The following is a 15,375-nucleotide window of genomic DNA, read 5'->3' as shown; positions in this document are numbered from 1 at the left end:
GCGCTCAGACGCGCCCGGCGAGGATCTCCTCGGTGAGCGTGCAGCAGCACCCGCCGCGGTGCAGGCACGCGCGCGCCCGGTCGTGGCCCGAGCGCGACAGGCCGGCGGCCGCCGCACGCGCCTGGGCGCTGTCGCGCCGGTCGTAGACGACCTTCCCGCCCGCGATCGTGGCCTGCACCTCGAGGTCGGTGAGCTTGGACGCGGGCGTCTCGCGGACGTCGCCTCCGAGCACGACGACGTCGGCGACGCGGCCCGGCTGGAGCGTGCCCTTCCAGCCCTCGGCGCGGTCCTGCCACGCGGGCGTGCTCGTGTAGGTGTGGAGCGCCTCGCGCAGCCCGATCCGCTCGGCCGTCCCGGCGACGCCGCCGAACTGGCCCCGCCGGAGCATCGCGCTGGAGATGCCCTGCAGCCAGTCGGGGTCGCTGACCGGCGCGTCCGACGCGCTGGACACGCGCACGCCCGCGTCGAGCGCGGTCCGGTACGGCCACTGGTAGTCCGTACGCTCCGGCCCGAGCACGCCGTCGAGCGTGCGGCCGAGGACGAACTTGATCATCGCGTTCATGTTCACGCCGATGTCGTTCTTGGCCATGGTCCGCAGCGTCGCCTTCGGCGCGAGGTCGCCGTGGATGACGTAGTGGCGCGGGTCGGCGCGACGGTGCGCGCGCATCGCCTTCAGGTAGGCGGCGACGACGGCGTCGATCGTCGCGTCGCCGGTGGCGTGCGTGCCGACCTGCATGCCCGCGCGGTGCGCGAGCGCGATGATGCCCTCGAGCGTCGCGAGCTGCTCGGCGGCGGTCGCGCCGTCGACGTTGAGGCTGCCGTTGGTGCCGTCGAGGTACGGCTCCTTCAGCCACGCGGTCTTCGCCGCGGTGGGGATGCCGTCGCCGAAGACCTTCAGGCCGGCGACGCGGAGCAGGCGCTCGTCGACCCCGCGCACGGGCCGGTACCGCTCGACCATCGTGCGCGCGCTGGCGACCGAGCGGCCCGCGGAGAGCAGGACCGTGAGGCGCATCGGCAGCCGGCCGTCGCGCGAGAGCTCGCCCATGAGCTTCAGGGTGTCGAGGCCGATGCCGGGGTCGGTGAGGCTCGTGATGCCGCGCGCGTTGAGCGCCTCGACGCCGGTGACGAGCCCCTGCCGGATCTCCGCCTCGCCGAACGGCGGGACGACCTGCTGCACGAGCCCCATCGCGCCCTCGCGCAGGACGCCGGTCGGCTCGCCCGCCGCGTCCTTCTCGATCACCCCGCCGGGCGGCGGGACGGTGTCGCGGGTGACGCCGGCGAGCGCGAGGACCTTCGTGTTGACCGCGACCGCGTGCGCGTCGAACGAGCGCAGGATGACCGGGTGCTCGCCGGAGACCGGGTCGAGGTCGGCGCGGGTCGGCGCGCGGCCGATCCGGTTGTCGTTCCACCCCGCGCCGCGCACCCACGCGGTGCCCGAGGTCGCCTGTGCCGCCGCCTCGCGCACCTTCGCCGCGAGCTCGGGGATCGTCCCGGTGTCGACGTCGACGCTGAGCGGCGGGAGGCTGAGCGCGTACGAGGAGACGTGCAGGTGCGAGTCGTTGATGCCCGGCAGCACCGTGCCGCCCTTGGCGTCGAGCACCTCGGTGCGGCTGGTGGCGAGCCTGCGCAGGTCGCGCGTGCGGCCGACGGCGAGGACCTTCCCGTCGCGGATCGCGACCGCCTCGGCGATCCGGTCGCGCCGGTCCATCGTGAGGACGCTCCCGTTGACGACGAGCAGGTCGGCGGAGCGCGCGCGGCCGGCGGCGACGGCGCTGCCCGCGGGGAGCAGCGTGGTCGCGCCGGCGACGGCGGCGCCCTTGAGGAACTGGCGGCGATCGGTGGTGTGCGGCATCGGCGGAACACTCCGCCGCCGCCGCGCCTCCGGCAATCGGTCACCTGACCGACCCCGCCGCACCCCACCCCGTGCCGCTCACCCCACCGCGGCCCCTCACCCCCGGCGCGGCGCCGATGGGCACGGGCCGAGGAGGAGGCCGTCGCGGGTCGCGCGGGCAGCGGCCTCGACGCGGCTGGCCACGCCGAGCTTGGCGAGGATGTGCTCGACGTGCGTGGCGACGGTGCGGCGGCTGATCGCGAGCTGCGCGGCGATGGCGGGGTTCGACCAGCCTGCGGCGAGCGCGGCCAGGACCTCCAGCTCGCGCAGCGACAGCGGGACGTCGGTCGGCTCCGCCGCGACCACGAGCCGCCCGCGCACGGCGCCGGCCCGCACGACGAGCACCCGCCACAGCACGCCGTCCTCGTGCCACAGGAACGCCTGCGCCCCGTGGTCGCGCGGGCGGCGCCGCCACGCCTCCGCGAGCACCGCCGCGCCCGGGCGCCACAGCGGGCACGGCGGGCGGCCGGGGAGCGGCGTGCATCCGCCGCCGGCCTCGATCTCCGCCGCGGCCAGGCCGGGCGGCAGCAGCGCGGACCCGGCGCGGGCGACGTCGGCGAGCTCGGCCAGCGCGCCGGCCATCACGGTCAGCAGCGCCATGGTCTCGGCGCTCGCCGGCTCCTCGCGGCGCATGCCGAGGTTGAGCACGCCGGTGTAGCGGCCGTCCGGCGCGAAGAGGCACGCCGTGACGCCCTCCGCGAACCCGGCCGGCTCCAGCACGTCGACCACGAGCGGGTTCGTCGCCGCGCCCGGCACGTCGCAGCGGCGGAGCGGGATGCGGCGCGCCCGCACGTAGCGGTAGCCCGGGTCGGCGAGCAGCGCGTCGGGCGCGTCCTCGCCGCCGCTCGCCGCGCCGGGCGGGAGGCCGAAGCCGGCGACGGGCCGGTGCCGGCCTGCGACCGGATCCCACGCCGCGAGCGCCATCGCGTCGCACGGCGCGACCGCGGCGACCGCCTCGAGCGCACCCGCCGCGTCGCCGCGCGCGGCCTGCCGGCCGACCTCGGCCACGGCCGTCAGCTGGCGACCGCGCACCGGGAGGACCTGGCGCTCCAGGTCCTCCCAGGGCAGCGTGCGCACGTCAGTCGGTGAGCTCGACCTGCGTCGGCTCGCCGATGTGGCGGTAGACATCCGGCCGCGAGCGCTTGAGCGCCGCGGCGACGATCGCGCCCAGCGCCGCAGCCGCGAAGAGCAGCAGCGGCAGCACGATCGCCATCGTGTCGGTCGGGGCGTCCTGCGAGCTCGTGATGAGCACGTTGAAGTTCAGGATCCCGAGCACGAGCACGACCCCGAGCGCGACGCCCGCGAGGACCGGCGCGGTCTTCGTGCGCCAGGAGCCGAGGTCGTGGTCGGGCCGCCGCGCGAAGTACGCGACGACGGCGAACGACGTGACGGTCATCAGGAGCACGACGCCGAGCGCGCCGAGGTTCGTCAGCCAGGTGAACAGCTTCAGCACCGGGTCGGCGTCCGCCAGCACGAAGACGAGCAGCACGGCGACGGCGAGGACGGTCTGCGCGATCGAGCCGACGATGGGCGCGCCCGTCGTCGGGTTGGTCCGGGCGAACGCCTTCGGGAACACGCCCTCACGCCCGAGCGCGAAGCCGTACCGCGCGACCGAGTTGTGGAACGCGATCAGCGCCGCGAAGAGGCTCGTGCAGAACAGCAGCTGCGCGCTGTCGCCCCAGAACGCCCCGAGCCGTTCGGTGCCGCTGCCGATCAGCACCGTCGTCGGGTCGGGCGCGGCGCCGTCGGGCGTCGTGAAGCCCGCCTCGACCAGGCCGTCCGGCGAGACCATCGTGTCCGGGCCGACCGCGTTGGCCAGCAGCCAGCTCGACAGCGCGTAGAAGATGCCGACCGCGGCGACCGCGATGAACGTCGCCCGCGCGACCGTCCGCTTCGGGTCCTTGACCTCCTCCGAGTAGATCGCCGCCGACTCGAAGCCCACGAACGACGCGATGCAGAACACCAGCGCGGCTCCCAGCGCGCCGTCGGTCGCGGCGCTCGGCGAGAAGCCGACGCCGGTCAGCCCCTCAGGCCCCGGGTCGGCGAGGATCGCGAAGTCGAAGATCGCGACGACGAGGACCTCGAGCACGAGCGCGACCCCGAGCACCTTCGCGTTGAGGTCGATCTGGAGCATGCCCAGCACGCCGATGATCGCGGCGGCGATGAAGCACCACCAGTACCAGTCCATGGTGATGCCGAGCTTGTCGGACATGAAGCCGGCGGTCGCGACGCCGAACAGCCCGTAGATGCCGATCTGCATCGCGTTGTACGAGATCAACGCGACGAACGCCGCGGCGACGCCGGGGATCTTCCCCAGACCACGCGCGACGTACGTGTAGAACGCGCCAGCGTCCGCGACGTGGTGGCTCATCGCCGCGTAGCCGACGGCGAAGACGCCGAGGATGATCGACAGCGGGATGAACAGGAACGGGATGCCCTGGTTGCCGGTGACCAGGTACGTCGCGGCCTGCCCGCCGGCGACCGCGGTCAGCGGCGCGGACGCGGCGACGATGAAGAAGACGAGGTGGCTCGTGCCGAGCGCTCGCCGGTGCAGCCCGCCGCCGGCAGCCTCGCCCGCCCCGGGGCTAGCGGCCGCTGTGGTGAGCGGATCGATGGTGGACGACATGGTTCTCCTCCTCCTTGGTCGGTCCGCACCAGTCGCGGACGAACAGCGCCAGGACCTGCGCGGTCTCGACCATCGAGCTGAGCGACACGCGCTCGTCGATGCCGTGGATGCGCTCCGCCCGAGGTCCGAAGCAGATCGCCGGCACGCCGTGCCGGACGAAGTGGCGGGCGTCGGTCGTCGCCGTCGTGGCGACGAGCGCGGGCCGCTCGCCGTGGAGCCGTGCGTAGGCGTCCGACAGGACCGTGACGACCGGCTCGTCGTCGCGGACCACGGAGCCCTCGCAGCGGAACCCGTCGTAGCGGACGGAGACCCGTCCGCCCGCGACGCGCGGGTCCGAGACGGCCGCGTGCGCGACCGTCTCCTCCACCCGGCGCTGCAGCGCGCCGGGGTCCTCACCGGGGAACAGCGCGAGCCGGCACGACAGCGTGCAGGTCGCCGCGACGGTCGACGTCCAGTCGCCGCCGCTCACCATCCCCGGGTTCAGGTTGATCGGGTGCGCGAACGTGTCGTAGGGCGGCGGCGGGTCGGCGTTCAGCTCCGCCTCCAGCGCGCGCAGCGCCTCCAGCACCGCGCCTGCCGCCTCGATCGCGTTGAAGCCCAGGTGGTCGGCGCGCGCGGCGTGCGCGGGCACGCCGGCGACGTCGACGTGGAACCACAGGACGCCGACCTGCGCGACCGTCAGGTGGTCCGGGTGCGGCTCGGTCAGCACGCACGCGTCGGCGGTGTGCCCGTCGAGCAGGAGCTGGAGCGCGCCGTTGCCCGTGCACTCCTCCTCGACGACCGCCTGGAGCTGGAGCGGCGCGCCGAGCGCGAAGCCCGCGCGGCGCAGCGCCCGCACCGCGCCGCACATCGCCGCCAAGCCGGCCTTCATGTCGCCGGCGCCGCGGCCGTAGAGCCAGTCGCCGTCACGGTGCGCCGTGAAGGGCGGGCGCGTCCACAGCTCCGCCGCCGCGGGCGGGACGACGTCGACGTGGCCGTTGAGGATGAGCGAGCGCGCCGAGGGATCGGCGACGGCGGGCGACCAGGTCGCGACGACGTTGCGCTTGCCCGAGACGTCCCACGAGAACGGCGACGCGCCCTCCGCCTCCCGCAGCCGCGCGGCGTCGAGCGGCACGTCCACCGGCTCCAGCCCGCAGTCGGCGAACGCGCCCGCCATCACCTCCTGCGCGGCGTCCTCGGCCCCGAGCGTGCTCGGCGCCTCGACCAGCCGGACGAGCAGGTCCTCCATCCACGCGGCCTCGGCGGCCACCGCTGCGAGGAGCCGCTCGTCGGTCACCGGACCGTGCCCTCCAGGATCTGGAGCGTCTTGAGGTCCGAGTAGAAGTCGAGCGCGTAGTCGCCGCCCTCACGGCCGATGCCCGACTTGCCCATCCCGCCGAACGGCGCGGTCAGGTCGCGGACGAGGAACGTGTTCACCCACACCGTCCCGCCGCGGACGGCGCGGCCGACGCGGTCCGCGCGACCCAGCGACGACGTGTAGACCAGCGCGCTCAGCCCGTAGTCGGTCGAGTTGGCGAGCGCGATCACCTCCTCCTCGGTGCGGAAGGTCTGGAGCGTCAGGACCGGCCCGAAGACCTCCTGCTGCACGATCTCCGCGTCGTTGGACGTGGGCTCGATGAGGGTCGGCTCGAAGAACAGCCCGTCGAGTCGCCGGCCGCCGCGGACGATCCGCTGCCCGCTGTCGCGCGCCCGCTCCACGAAGCCCTCCACGCGCGCGACGTGGTCGGGGTGGATCATCGGCGAGATCGTCGTGTCCGGCTCGCGCGGGTCGCCGAGCACGTGCGCGTCGGCCGCCGCGTGGAAGCGCTCGAGGAACGCGTCGCGGACCGACTCGTGGACGAGCAGCCGCGTGCCGCTCAGGCACACCTGGCCCGAGTCGTCGTACTGGCCCGCCGCCTTCGCCGCCGCCGCGTCGAGGTCGGCGTCCTCGAAGACGAGGAACGGGTTCTTGCCGCCCAGCTCGGCGGTGAACGGGACGATGTTCCGCGCCGCCGCGCCTCCGATGTGGCGCGCGGTCTCGGTCGAGCCGGTGAACGACACGCGGCGGATCAGCGGATGCGAGACGAGCGCGGCGCCCGCCTCCTCGCCGATGCCCTGCACGACGTTGAGGACGCCCGGCGGGAGCCCAGCCTCGGCGGCCAGCTCGGCCAGCAGCCCGGCGCTCAGCGGCGACCACTCCGCGGGCTTGAGCACCACCGTGCAGCCCGCCGCCAGCGCCGGCGAGATCTTCCAGGTAGAGAGCATGAACGGGGCGTTCCACGGGGTGATGACCGCGGCGGGCCCGGAAGGCATCCGCTGGATGCGGTTCCACGTCCCGCGCGAGCGCCAGTCGCGCTCCTCGTACGCCACCGCGAGGTCGGCGTAGTTGCGGAAGTTCAGCGCGCCGCGCGCGATCACCCGCGCGCGCAGGGAGCGCAGGAGCATCGCCATGTCCGCGCACTCGACCGCCGCGAGCCGCTCGACGTTCGCGTCGACGAGGTCGGCGAGCCGGTGCAGGTGCTCGGCGCGGCCCGCCGGCCCGAGCGCCGCCCAGGCCGGGAACGCGTCGTGCGCCGCGCGCACCGCCCGGTCGACCTCCTCGGCCCCCGCGCGCGAGACCTCCGCGAGCACGGACTGGTCGATGGGCGAGATCGACGTGAAGCGCTCCGCGGACGCCACCCACCGGCCGCCGATGAAGTGGTCGACCGGCACGTCCACGCCCGCGACGCGCGCGGCCCGCGCCTCCGTCGCCGTGGCGCTCACCGCAGCTCCTTCACGGTCGTCAGGTCGTCGATCGTGTAGGCGAACGTGAAGCGGAACCCGCGCCCGACCCGCAGCGGGGCGAGCGCGTGGTGCTCCTCCCCCGGCGCCGGGAACACGTCGAGCGTCGCGGGGCCCTCCCACACGTCGGAGATCGTGCGGTCGCGCGACACGGCGCGGACCAGCTCGTGCACGTGCGGCTCGTCGTGACGGCCCGCGGCCAGGCGCGGGAAGTGGCGGACGTTCACGAGCGGCGGGTCGTTGTGCTGCGGCCCGCTGTCGCTGACCCGCTCCAGCGTCACCGTCGCCTCCGCGATGCGGCGCCCGCGCGCGCTGCACGCCGCGGCGAACCGCGCGCCCGCGCGGATGCCCGGGTCGGCGGTCGTGTCGAGCCCGAACGTCCGCGTCATCCACACGTCGCCGAGCTTCTTGGGGAACCCCTGGATCCACCCCCGCGCGAGCGCGAAGTCCTGGTCGACCCAGATGAACGGGCACGTGGTGACCTCCTCGCCGTCGAGCAGGCCGTTGACCACGACGAAGAACTCCTTGTACTGCGAGCGCGCGGGGTCGACGAGCTCGTCGCCGCCGGCCGAGCACGACTGCCAGTCGACGAAGATCGCCGCGCAGCGCCCGGCGTCCGGGTGCGGCTCGACGCCCTCGGGGAGCAGCGCCGCGGCGGCGTCCGGATCGGCCCAGAAGTCGACGACGAGGAAGTCGCCGACGTAGCTCCACGGCGGTGCCGGGACGAGGCTCGCGGTGCCGGCGGGGGTGCGGGGGACGGTGTAGCCCTGCAGGGTCATGGTGCGGTGCCTCCGGGGTCAGGCCGAGATGGGGTCGTCGAGCGGCTGGCCGCGCATCTCGAGCGACTCGCGCTCGGACGCGACGGCGCGCTCGTCGAAGCGGAAGTAGGAGCGCGGCGGCAGCGGCCCCCAGGTGTTGGACGAGTAGCGGTCGTCGGGCCAGACCCGCACCTCGTGGTCGGGGCCGATCTTCTCCATGTCGCAGTACAGCTCGACGAAGCACGGCTCCTCGGTGATGCGCACGTAGGAGGCGATGTTGCCGCCGACCCCGTGGCGCGTCGGGCCCCAGCCGAGCCATCGCCCGTGGCGCCCGAGGTGGTCGAGCGCCGCGCGCATCTGGCCGATGTCGACGACGTCGAAGGCGAGGTGGTGGAAGTGCGAGCAGCCCTTGTCGACCAGCGCCATCTCGTGGTGCTCGTAGCCCAGCCGCAGCCACGCGCCGCCGTCGCCGAGCCAGTCGGTGAGCTGCATGCCGAGCGCCTCCTGGTACCAGGCGACCTGCTCGTGGATGCGGCCGGTCAGGAAGTTCACGTGGCCGAGCCGGCGCGGGTGGCCGACAGGCAGCGCGGCCGGCGCGGAGCGCGCGTGCGCGACCCACCGCGAGGGCGGGGCCGTGCACGGGAGGAGGTGGATCGCGTTGTCCTCCAGGTCGCGCACGACGAGGTGCGAGCCCTCGTCCACGGCCGCGACGCCGAGCGCGGCGAGGTGCGCGGCGGCGTCGTCGAGCGTGCAGCCCTTGGCCAGCTCGTACGCGACGTGCGCGAAGCCGACGTCCTCGCCCGGCGCGGCGCGCAGCAGCTCCAGCGCGAGCGGCTCGTCGTCGCACGCCAGCGCGGCGCGCGCGGCGTCCTGCTCCCGCACGGTCAGCCCGAACTGCGCGGCCCACCGCGCCGCCGCCTCCGCGACGTCGGCGACGTGCAGCGCGACGTGGTGGAGCCTGGCGAGCGCGATCATCGCGGCGTCACCCGCACCGGGAGGCGCTTGATGCCGTTGAAGAAGTTCGAGCGCAGCCGCTCCGGCGGGCCGACCAGCTCGATGTCGGCCGCGCGCTTGAGCAGCTCCTCGAACGCGATGCGCACCTCCATCTTCGCCAGGTGCGCGCCCATGCAGTGGTGGATGCCGCCGGGGCCGAACGCCATGTGGCGGTTCGGCGTGCGCGTCACGTCGAACGCGAACGGGTCCTCGAACACGGCCTCGTCGCGGTTGCCCGAGACGAACCACGTGATGACCTTGTCGCCCGCCTTCAGCTCCTTGCCGCCCAGCTCCGTGTCGTGGCGGACGGTGCGGCGGAAGTGGTGGACCGGCGTGGCCCACCGCAGCATCTCCTCCGCCGCGGACCTGCCCAGCTCGGCGTCCGCGCGCAGCCGCTCCATGTCCTCCGGGTGCTCGAGCAGGGCGAGCAGCCCGTGGGTGATCGTGTGGCGCGTCGTCTCGTTGCCCGCGGTGGCGAGCAGGACGAAGTAGACGTCGAACTCACGCTGCGTGAGCGGCTCGAACGCGAGCTGCGTGATGATGTCGTCGGTCGGGTGCTGGCGGCGCTCGGCGGCGAGGCGGCGCCCGAACTCGAACATCTCCAGCGCGACCGGGCTGGAGAACGGCAGCGACATGTGCGCCTCGTCGGGCTCGACGCGGTACTCGGGATCCTGGTTGCCGAGCAGGCGGTCGCCGAGGTCGATGATCGTGCGCCGCTCGGACTGCGGGATGCCCATGATCTCCGCGAAGACCTGCATGGGGATCTCCGACGAGACCTCGGCGACGAAGTCGAACTCGCGCTGCGGGAGCGCGCGGTCGAGCACCTGGTTGGTGACCGTGCGGACCTGCTCCTCCCACACGTGCACCGCGCGCGGGGTGAAGCGGCGCGCGATCAGCCCGCGCAGCTCGTCGTGGCGCGGCGGGTCCATGTCGATCATCGACTTGCGGGCCTCGACGTACTGCGGCTCGAGGTCCTCCAGCGACGTGCCGCCCAGCTCGGAGGAGTACGTCTCCCAGTCGCGATGGATCGCGCGGATGTCCTCGTAGCGGGTGATCGCCCAGTAGCCGCGGCCGCCGTCCGGCTCCTCGACCCAGTGGACCGGGTCCTCGCGCCGCAGCAGCGCGAACGTGTCGTGCGGGACGGCGTCGAGGAACGCGTCGTGGCTGAGGTCGATCGCGTCGAGGGTGGGGGTGGGGTTCGGCATTCGCGTTCGTCCTGGTCCTAGAGGTGGTGCAGGTACTCGGTGAGCTCCCACTCGGACACGAAGGCCCGGTGGCGCTCGATCTCGGTGCGCTTGATGGCGAGGAACGGCTCGGCGATCTCGCTCCCGATCGCGCCGAGCAGCACGTCGTCGGCCTCCAGCGCGTCGAGCGCGGCCTCCAGCGACTGCGGCAGGTGGGCGCCCGCCTCCTCGCCGGCGCGGTAGGCGTCGCCGTCCACGGCGGGCGGCGGCTCGGTCCGCTCGCGGACGCCGTGCAGGCCGGCCTGGAGGAGCACGGCGGTCGCGAGGTACGGGTTCGCGGCGCCATCGCCCACGCGGACCTCCAGCCGGGTCGCCGCGCCGCGCTCGGGCGGGATGCGGGCGAACGCGCTGCGGTTGTCCCAGCCCCAGTTGGCGTGGGTCGGCGCGAGCGAGTCGGGGACGATGCGGCGGAACGCGTTGATCGTCGGGTTGAGGAGCGCCATCAGCGCGGGCGCGTGGTGCATGACGCCGCCGAGGAAGTGGCGCATCAGCCCGCTGATGCCGTGGTCGGCGTCGGGGTCGTCGAACGCGTTGCGGCCCGCCGTGTCGAGCGACACGTGCAGGTGCAGGCCCGAGCCGCCCTGGTCGTTGAACGGCTTGCCCATGAACGTCGCGACGAGCCCGTGCAGGGCGGCGACGTCCTTGACCGCGGCCTTGAGGCGGAACGCGCGGTCGGCGGCGTCGAGCGCGGGACCGTGGTGGAGGTTGATCTCGTACTGGCTGTTCATGTACTCGTGGTTGGCCGCGTAGGCCCCGAGTCCCATGAGCGCCAGCTGCTCGGTGAGCGAGCGGATGAAGCCGCCCGGATCGACCTGCGGGCCGACCGTGTAGACCATGCTCGGGCGGTCGACGCGGCGGCGGACGCCGCCCGGGGCGCTGTCGTCGCGGTCGAGCAGGAAGAACTCGAGCTCCGGCCCGATCTGCGGCGTGAAGCCGAGCTCCTCGAACTCCGCGACGGTGCGGCGCACGAGGCCGCGCGGGTCCGCGATCTCCGGGCCGCCCGGGACCGGGCCGAGGTCGGCCAGGCACGCGGCGACGTCGGGCTCCCACGGCAGCGGGACGAGCGAGTCGAGGTCGGGCATCGCGACGAGGTCGGGGTAGCCGGCCTCGGCGCCGAGCACCGGCGTGTGGTTGAGGTCGGTCGCCATGACCGCCGCGCAGAAGCACAGGCCGTGCTTGGCGATGCGCGGGAACTCCGCCAGCGGGACGTCCTTGCCGCGCGCGACGCCGTGCAGGTCCGAGTACAGGACCCGCACCGTCGTGATGCGGGGGTCGTCGATGACGAGCTGGGTGGCCAGCTGCGTCTCCGGGTGCGCCATCAGTTGCTCCTCCCGTTGCGGGCTCCGTGCCAGAACCCGTCGAAGAACGTGCGTGCGTCGTCCGCGGCCGCACGCGCGTGCGCACGGCCTTCCTCCAGCAGCGCGACGCCGTCGGGGACGCCCTCTGCGACGAGCCGCTCGCGGTCCGCCTCCGCCCACCGCCGGACGATCTCGATCGTGCTCTCGGGGTGGAACTGCACGCCGAGGTGGCGGCCGTGACGGAACGCCTGCGGGCCGGCGGCGCTGCGTGCGATCTCGCGCGCGCCGGGCGGCGTCGTGAAGCGGTACCAGTGCCACTGCAGCCACGGCCCCTGCGGGATCGCTGTGCGGTCGTCGCTCTCGATCGTGTGCCAGCCCAGCTCGGGGCGCACCAGCCGGTGGATGTCGCCGCCGAGGACGGAGGCGAGCAGCTGGCCGCCGAAGCAGAGCCCGAGCACGGGGACGTCCCGCTCGACCGCGCGGGTGAGGGTCGCGCGACCGGCCACGACCGACGGCTCGGTCGCGTCCTCCGGGCTGTGCTTGGAGCCGAGGCACGCGACCATGGTGAAGGCGTCCGGCGCCGGGGTCGCGTCGGGCTGCTCGTCCACGCGGTGCGTCGTCGTCGCGAAGCCGCGCTCGTCGAGCCACGCGCCGAGGAGGCCGGCCGGCCCGAGGGGGCCGTACTGGAGGACGAGCGCCTTCGGCGCCCCGCCGTTGCCGCCGGCGCTCACGCCCGGACTCCCGCCGCGACCGCGCCGGCGGCCGGCGGCCCGAACGCCTTCGGGTCCTCCGCGACCGCCGCGAGCAGCGCGTCCGGCGCCGTGCCCGCGGCGACCTCGCGCCGGTACCACGGCAGCCGCCGCGCGCCGTTGAAGGCCAGCGCCGCGACGACCCTGCCGTCGCGCTCGCCGATCGCCACGAAGCGGTCGCCCTCCGGCGCCGCCTCGGCGATCCGCACGCGCTCGGCCAGCCGCGGGAGGCCGACGGCCTGGATCTTCACGCCGTGCTGGTCCGACCAGAAGGACGGCACCGCGACGTAGGGCCTGCGCTCCTCCGGCGCGACGACCGCGTTGCGCCCCGCGTGCGTGCCCTGCTCGGCCGCGTTCGTCCAGTGCTCGACCCGGATGCGCGCGCCGCCTGCCAGCGGGTGCGGCCATGCCGCGATGTCCCCCGCGCAGAAGACGTCGTCCGCGCCGACGGCCGCGAGCGTCGCGTCGCACACCACGCCGCCGTCGATCGTCAGGCCCGCGCCCGCGAGCCACTCGACGTTCGGCAGCGCGCCCAGCGCCACGACGACGACGTCGGCCGGCAGGCGCGTCCCGTCCTGCAGCTCCACCTCGCGCACGCGCGTGTCGCCGTGCAGCGCGCGGACGCCGGCGCCGAGCCGCAGCGCGACGCCGTGCTCGGCGTGCAGCGCCGCGCAGCGCGCGCCCAGCTCCTGGCCGAGCGCGGGCATCGGATGCGGCGCGACGTCGACCACGGTCACGTCCTCCAGCCCCATCGCGCGGGCCGACGCCGCGACCTCGCAGCCGATGAAGCCGGCGCCGAGGATGACGAGGCGCGCATCGAGGGCGAGCGCCTCGCGCAGCCGCACCGCGTCGTCGAGGTGGCGCAGCGTGTGGAGGCCGCCGAGCTCCGCGCCCGGGCCGCTCCACGGGCGCGCCCGGCAGCCGGTGGCGAGGATGAGCTTCTCGTACGGGACGCGGTCGCCGCCGGCCAGCTCGACGGTGCGCGTGCCGGTGTCGAGGCCGGTCGCCGCGGTCCCGAGCCGCCAGGTCACGTCGAGGTCGTCGGCCCCGAACGTGCACGCGGCGAGGTCGTCGTCGGTCGCGCCGAGCAGCTCCTTGGAGAGCGGCGGCCGCGTGTACGGCAGGTGCGGCTCGTCGCCGATGACGACGACCTCCCGCTCCCACCCCGCGCTGCGCGCCGCCTGCGCGGCCCGCAGCCCCGCGAGCGACGCACCGACGATGACGAGCCCGGCCACCGCTCAGCCCTCGAGCTTGATCGCGAGCATCGGGCAGACGTTCACGGCCTCCTCGAGCTCGCCGCGCTTGGCCTCGTCGACCTCCTCCTCCCACTTGAGGACGTCGTCGTCGCCCAGCTCGAAGACGTCCGGCGCGGCGAAGACGCACTCGCCGTGGCTCTGGCAGAGGTTCATGTCGACGTGGACCTTGATCGTGCTCATGCGGTGCTCCCGTGGACCATGCGCTCGGCCTCGTCCTCCGGGATGGCGAGCGCGACGTGCAGCGTGTTCGGCGAGACCTCGAGCTGGTCGCCCGGGCCCGAGAGGTCGACGTCCCACGCGACGACGTGGTTCGTCAGGCGGCCGAGGCCGCTGATCTCGACCTCGACCGTGTCGCCCGGCTCCATCGGCCGCGAGTTCGCGGGCGTGCCGGTGAGCACGACGTCGCCCGGCTCGAGCGTGATGAGGCGGCACAGGTCGGCGAGCTGGTACGCGACGGGGAAGAGCAGGTCGTCCGCCGTCGCCTCCTGCACGACCTCGCCGTTGAGGTACGTGCGGAGCGTGAAGTCGGTCGGGTCGAAGTCGCTCGCGGGCGTGAGCGCGGGCCCGAGCGGGAGGAAGCCGTCCTGGCCCTTGACGCGCAGCATCGAGCCGCGGTCGGCGTGGCGGAAGTCGTGCAGGCCGACGTCGTTGGCCGGCGCGTAGCCCGCCACGTGGTCGAGCACGCGGTCCTCCGGCACGCCGTGCATGCGCTCGCCGATGACGACCGCCAGCTCGCCCTCGTAGTTGAGGAACTTCGCGCCCTCGGGGCGGCGCAGCTCGCCCCGATGGCCGTTGAGCGTCGTCGGCGGCTTCATGAAGTACGACGGCTGCGGCGGGACGCGCGCGGCGTACTCCTCCACGCGGCTGCGGTACGTCAGGTGGACGGCGATGATCTTCGAGGGGCTGACGGGTGCGAGGAACCGCGCGTCGCTCTCGCTCACGCGCACGCCGTCACCGAAGACGACCTCTCCTCCGTCCAGGAGCGCCTCGACCGGACGGCCCTCCCGGAGCACCCGCACGGCCTTGCCGGCGTTGCTCATGGTGCGAATGTATCCATTCGACAGTCGCAGGTCAAGGCGGTAGTGTTCGGGCGGTGCCAGAGCCCACGACCAGGAGCGGCTACACCGTCACGCGGATCGAGGCGTCGTCGGTCGTGTCGCTCGCCTACGACCGCATCCGCGCGCTGATCCTCGACGGCGAGATCCCGCCGGGCACGCGCCTCGGGCAGGTCGACCTGGCCGAGCAGCTCGGCGTGTCGCGCACGCCCGTCCGCGAGGCGCTGCGCCGCCTGACCGGCGAGGGACTCGTGGAGTTCCGCGACCAGCGCGGGTTCCGCGTCGCCGCGCTCGCGCTCGACGCGGTCGTGCGGCGGCTGGAGGTGCGCGTGATCCTGGAGCCGGGCGCCGCGCGACTGGCCGCCGAGCGCCGGACCGACCAGGACCTCGCCGCGCTGCAGGCCTCGATCGACCGCGAGCGCGCCGCCACGACGGCGATCGACGTTCACGACGCCTCCCGCGAGTTCCACGTGGCGGTCGCCGCGGCGTCGCAGAACCACGAGCTCGTGCTGACGCTCGAGGGTCTGTGGCTGATCGAGGTCGGCCGGCGCCTGCTCGCCCGCCGCAGCGCGGTGCCGGACTGGCAGGAGTCCGACGCGGCCGAGCACGACGCGATCCTCGCCGCGATCGCCGCGCAGGACGGCGACCGCGCGGCCGCGCTGATGGAGGCGCACCTGCGCGACGCGCTGCGCCACTGGCAGCCCGAGCGCGACAAGCAGCAGTCCGCCTGACGGTCCTCTCCTGA

The 15,375-nt window shown here is 74.4% G+C and carries 14 protein-coding genes; 1 reads left to right on the top strand and 13 read right to left on the bottom strand.

From position 1 onward, the window contains the following. Window positions 1–4: 4 nt before the first annotated feature. From AC1UE5_RS07025 to AC1UE5_RS06965, 13 genes are all read right to left on the bottom strand, one after another. Complete coding sequence (locus AC1UE5_RS07025; protein WP_482921559.1) at window positions 5–1,852, bottom strand: amidohydrolase; 1,848 nt, start codon at window positions 1,850–1,852, stop codon at window positions 5–7. A gap of 96 nt (window positions 1,853–1,948) precedes the next feature. Continuing rightward, entirely contained in the window at window positions 1,949–2,968 is a 1,020-nt protein-coding gene (locus AC1UE5_RS07020; protein WP_482921558.1) for a helix-turn-helix transcriptional regulator, read from the bottom strand. A gap of 1 nt (window position 2,969) precedes the next feature. Beyond that, window positions 2,970–4,517, bottom strand: coding sequence for an APC family permease (locus AC1UE5_RS07015; RefSeq protein WP_482921557.1), 1,548 nt, complete (start codon window positions 4,515–4,517; stop codon window positions 2,970–2,972). Beyond that, complete coding sequence (locus tag AC1UE5_RS07010; RefSeq protein WP_482921556.1) at window positions 4,477–5,793, bottom strand: ArgE/DapE family deacylase; 1,317 nt, start codon at window positions 5,791–5,793, stop codon at window positions 4,477–4,479. Before AC1UE5_RS07010 ends, AC1UE5_RS07015 begins: the two co-directional genes overlap by 41 nt. Beyond that, the gene (locus AC1UE5_RS07005) at window positions 5,790–7,259 is read right to left on the bottom strand and encodes an aldehyde dehydrogenase (RefSeq protein WP_482921555.1); all 1,470 of its coding nucleotides are present in this window, start codon (window positions 7,257–7,259) and stop codon (window positions 5,790–5,792) included. The genes AC1UE5_RS07010 and AC1UE5_RS07005 overlap by 4 nt, the downstream gene beginning before the upstream one ends. Further along, window positions 7,256–8,056, bottom strand: coding sequence for an acetoacetate decarboxylase family protein (locus AC1UE5_RS07000; RefSeq protein WP_482921554.1), 801 nt, complete (start codon window positions 8,054–8,056; stop codon window positions 7,256–7,258). Before AC1UE5_RS07000 ends, AC1UE5_RS07005 begins: the two co-directional genes overlap by 4 nt. 18 nt (window positions 8,057–8,074) lie before the next feature. After that, window positions 8,075–9,010 carry a VOC family protein gene (locus tag AC1UE5_RS06995; protein ID WP_482921553.1) on the bottom strand — a complete coding sequence of 312 codons (936 nt, stop codon included), beginning with the start codon at window positions 9,008–9,010 and terminating at the stop codon, window positions 8,075–8,077. After that, the gene (locus tag AC1UE5_RS06990; RefSeq protein WP_482921552.1) at window positions 9,007–10,233 is read right to left on the bottom strand and encodes a cytochrome P450; all 1,227 of its coding nucleotides are present in this window, start codon (window positions 10,231–10,233) and stop codon (window positions 9,007–9,009) included. Before AC1UE5_RS06990 ends, AC1UE5_RS06995 begins: the two co-directional genes overlap by 4 nt. A 17-nt stretch (window positions 10,234–10,250) precedes the next feature. Continuing rightward, complete coding sequence (locus tag AC1UE5_RS06985) at window positions 10,251–11,591, bottom strand: glutamine synthetase family protein (RefSeq protein WP_482921551.1); 1,341 nt, start codon at window positions 11,589–11,591, stop codon at window positions 10,251–10,253. Continuing rightward, entirely contained in the window at window positions 11,591–12,301 is a 711-nt protein-coding gene (locus AC1UE5_RS06980) for a type 1 glutamine amidotransferase (RefSeq protein ID WP_482921550.1), read from the bottom strand. Before AC1UE5_RS06980 ends, AC1UE5_RS06985 begins: the two co-directional genes overlap by 1 nt. Beyond that, the gene (locus AC1UE5_RS06975; protein WP_482921549.1) at window positions 12,298–13,554 is read right to left on the bottom strand and encodes an NAD(P)/FAD-dependent oxidoreductase; all 1,257 of its coding nucleotides are present in this window, start codon (window positions 13,552–13,554) and stop codon (window positions 12,298–12,300) included. The genes AC1UE5_RS06980 and AC1UE5_RS06975 overlap by 4 nt, the downstream gene beginning before the upstream one ends. Before the next feature lie 3 nt (window positions 13,555–13,557). Beyond that, on the bottom strand, window positions 13,558–13,746 hold the full coding sequence (locus AC1UE5_RS06970; protein WP_482922425.1) for a ferredoxin: 189 nt from the start codon (window positions 13,744–13,746) through the stop codon (window positions 13,558–13,560). A gap of 5 nt (window positions 13,747–13,751) precedes the next feature. Further along, window positions 13,752–14,615 (bottom strand): fumarylacetoacetate hydrolase family protein, encoded by an 864-nt coding sequence (locus AC1UE5_RS06965; RefSeq protein ID WP_482921548.1) that lies wholly within the window; start codon window positions 14,613–14,615, stop codon window positions 13,752–13,754. Window positions 14,616–14,668: 53 nt separating this feature from the next. Here AC1UE5_RS06965 and AC1UE5_RS06960 point away from each other — a divergent pair, with 53 nt between their 5' ends. Continuing rightward, window positions 14,669–15,361 carry a GntR family transcriptional regulator gene (locus tag AC1UE5_RS06960; protein WP_482921547.1) on the top strand — a complete coding sequence of 231 codons (693 nt, stop codon included), beginning with the start codon at window positions 14,669–14,671 and terminating at the stop codon, window positions 15,359–15,361. Window positions 15,362–15,375: the final 14 nt, after the last annotated feature.

It is taken from the genome of Parviterribacter multiflagellatus, assembly GCF_056863265.1.
The sequence above is the reverse complement of the archived record's forward strand: the minus strand, read 5'-3'. Positions and strand labels throughout refer to the sequence as shown.

Coding starts and splice junctions, on each gene's coding strand:
- AC1UE5_RS07015 (WP_482921557.1), bottom strand. CDS start 4,517: ATGTCGTCCACCATCGATCCGCTCACCACAGCGGCCGCTAGCCCCGGG.
- AC1UE5_RS06995 (WP_482921553.1), bottom strand. CDS start 9,010: ATGATCGCGCTCGCCAGGCTCCACCACGTCGCGCTGCACGTCGCCGAC.
- AC1UE5_RS06985 (WP_482921551.1), bottom strand. CDS start 11,591: ATGGCGCACCCGGAGACGCAGCTGGCCACCCAGCTCGTCATCGACGAC.
- AC1UE5_RS07000 (WP_482921554.1), bottom strand. CDS start 8,056: ATGACCCTGCAGGGCTACACCGTCCCCCGCACCCCCGCCGGCACCGCG.
- AC1UE5_RS06990 (WP_482921552.1), bottom strand. CDS start 10,233: ATGCCGAACCCCACCCCCACCCTCGACGCGATCGACCTCAGCCACGAC.
- AC1UE5_RS06965 (WP_482921548.1), bottom strand. CDS start 14,615: ATGAGCAACGCCGGCAAGGCCGTGCGGGTGCTCCGGGAGGGCCGTCCG.
- AC1UE5_RS07025 (WP_482921559.1), bottom strand. CDS start 1,852: ATGCCGCACACCACCGATCGCCGCCAGTTCCTCAAGGGCGCCGCCGTC.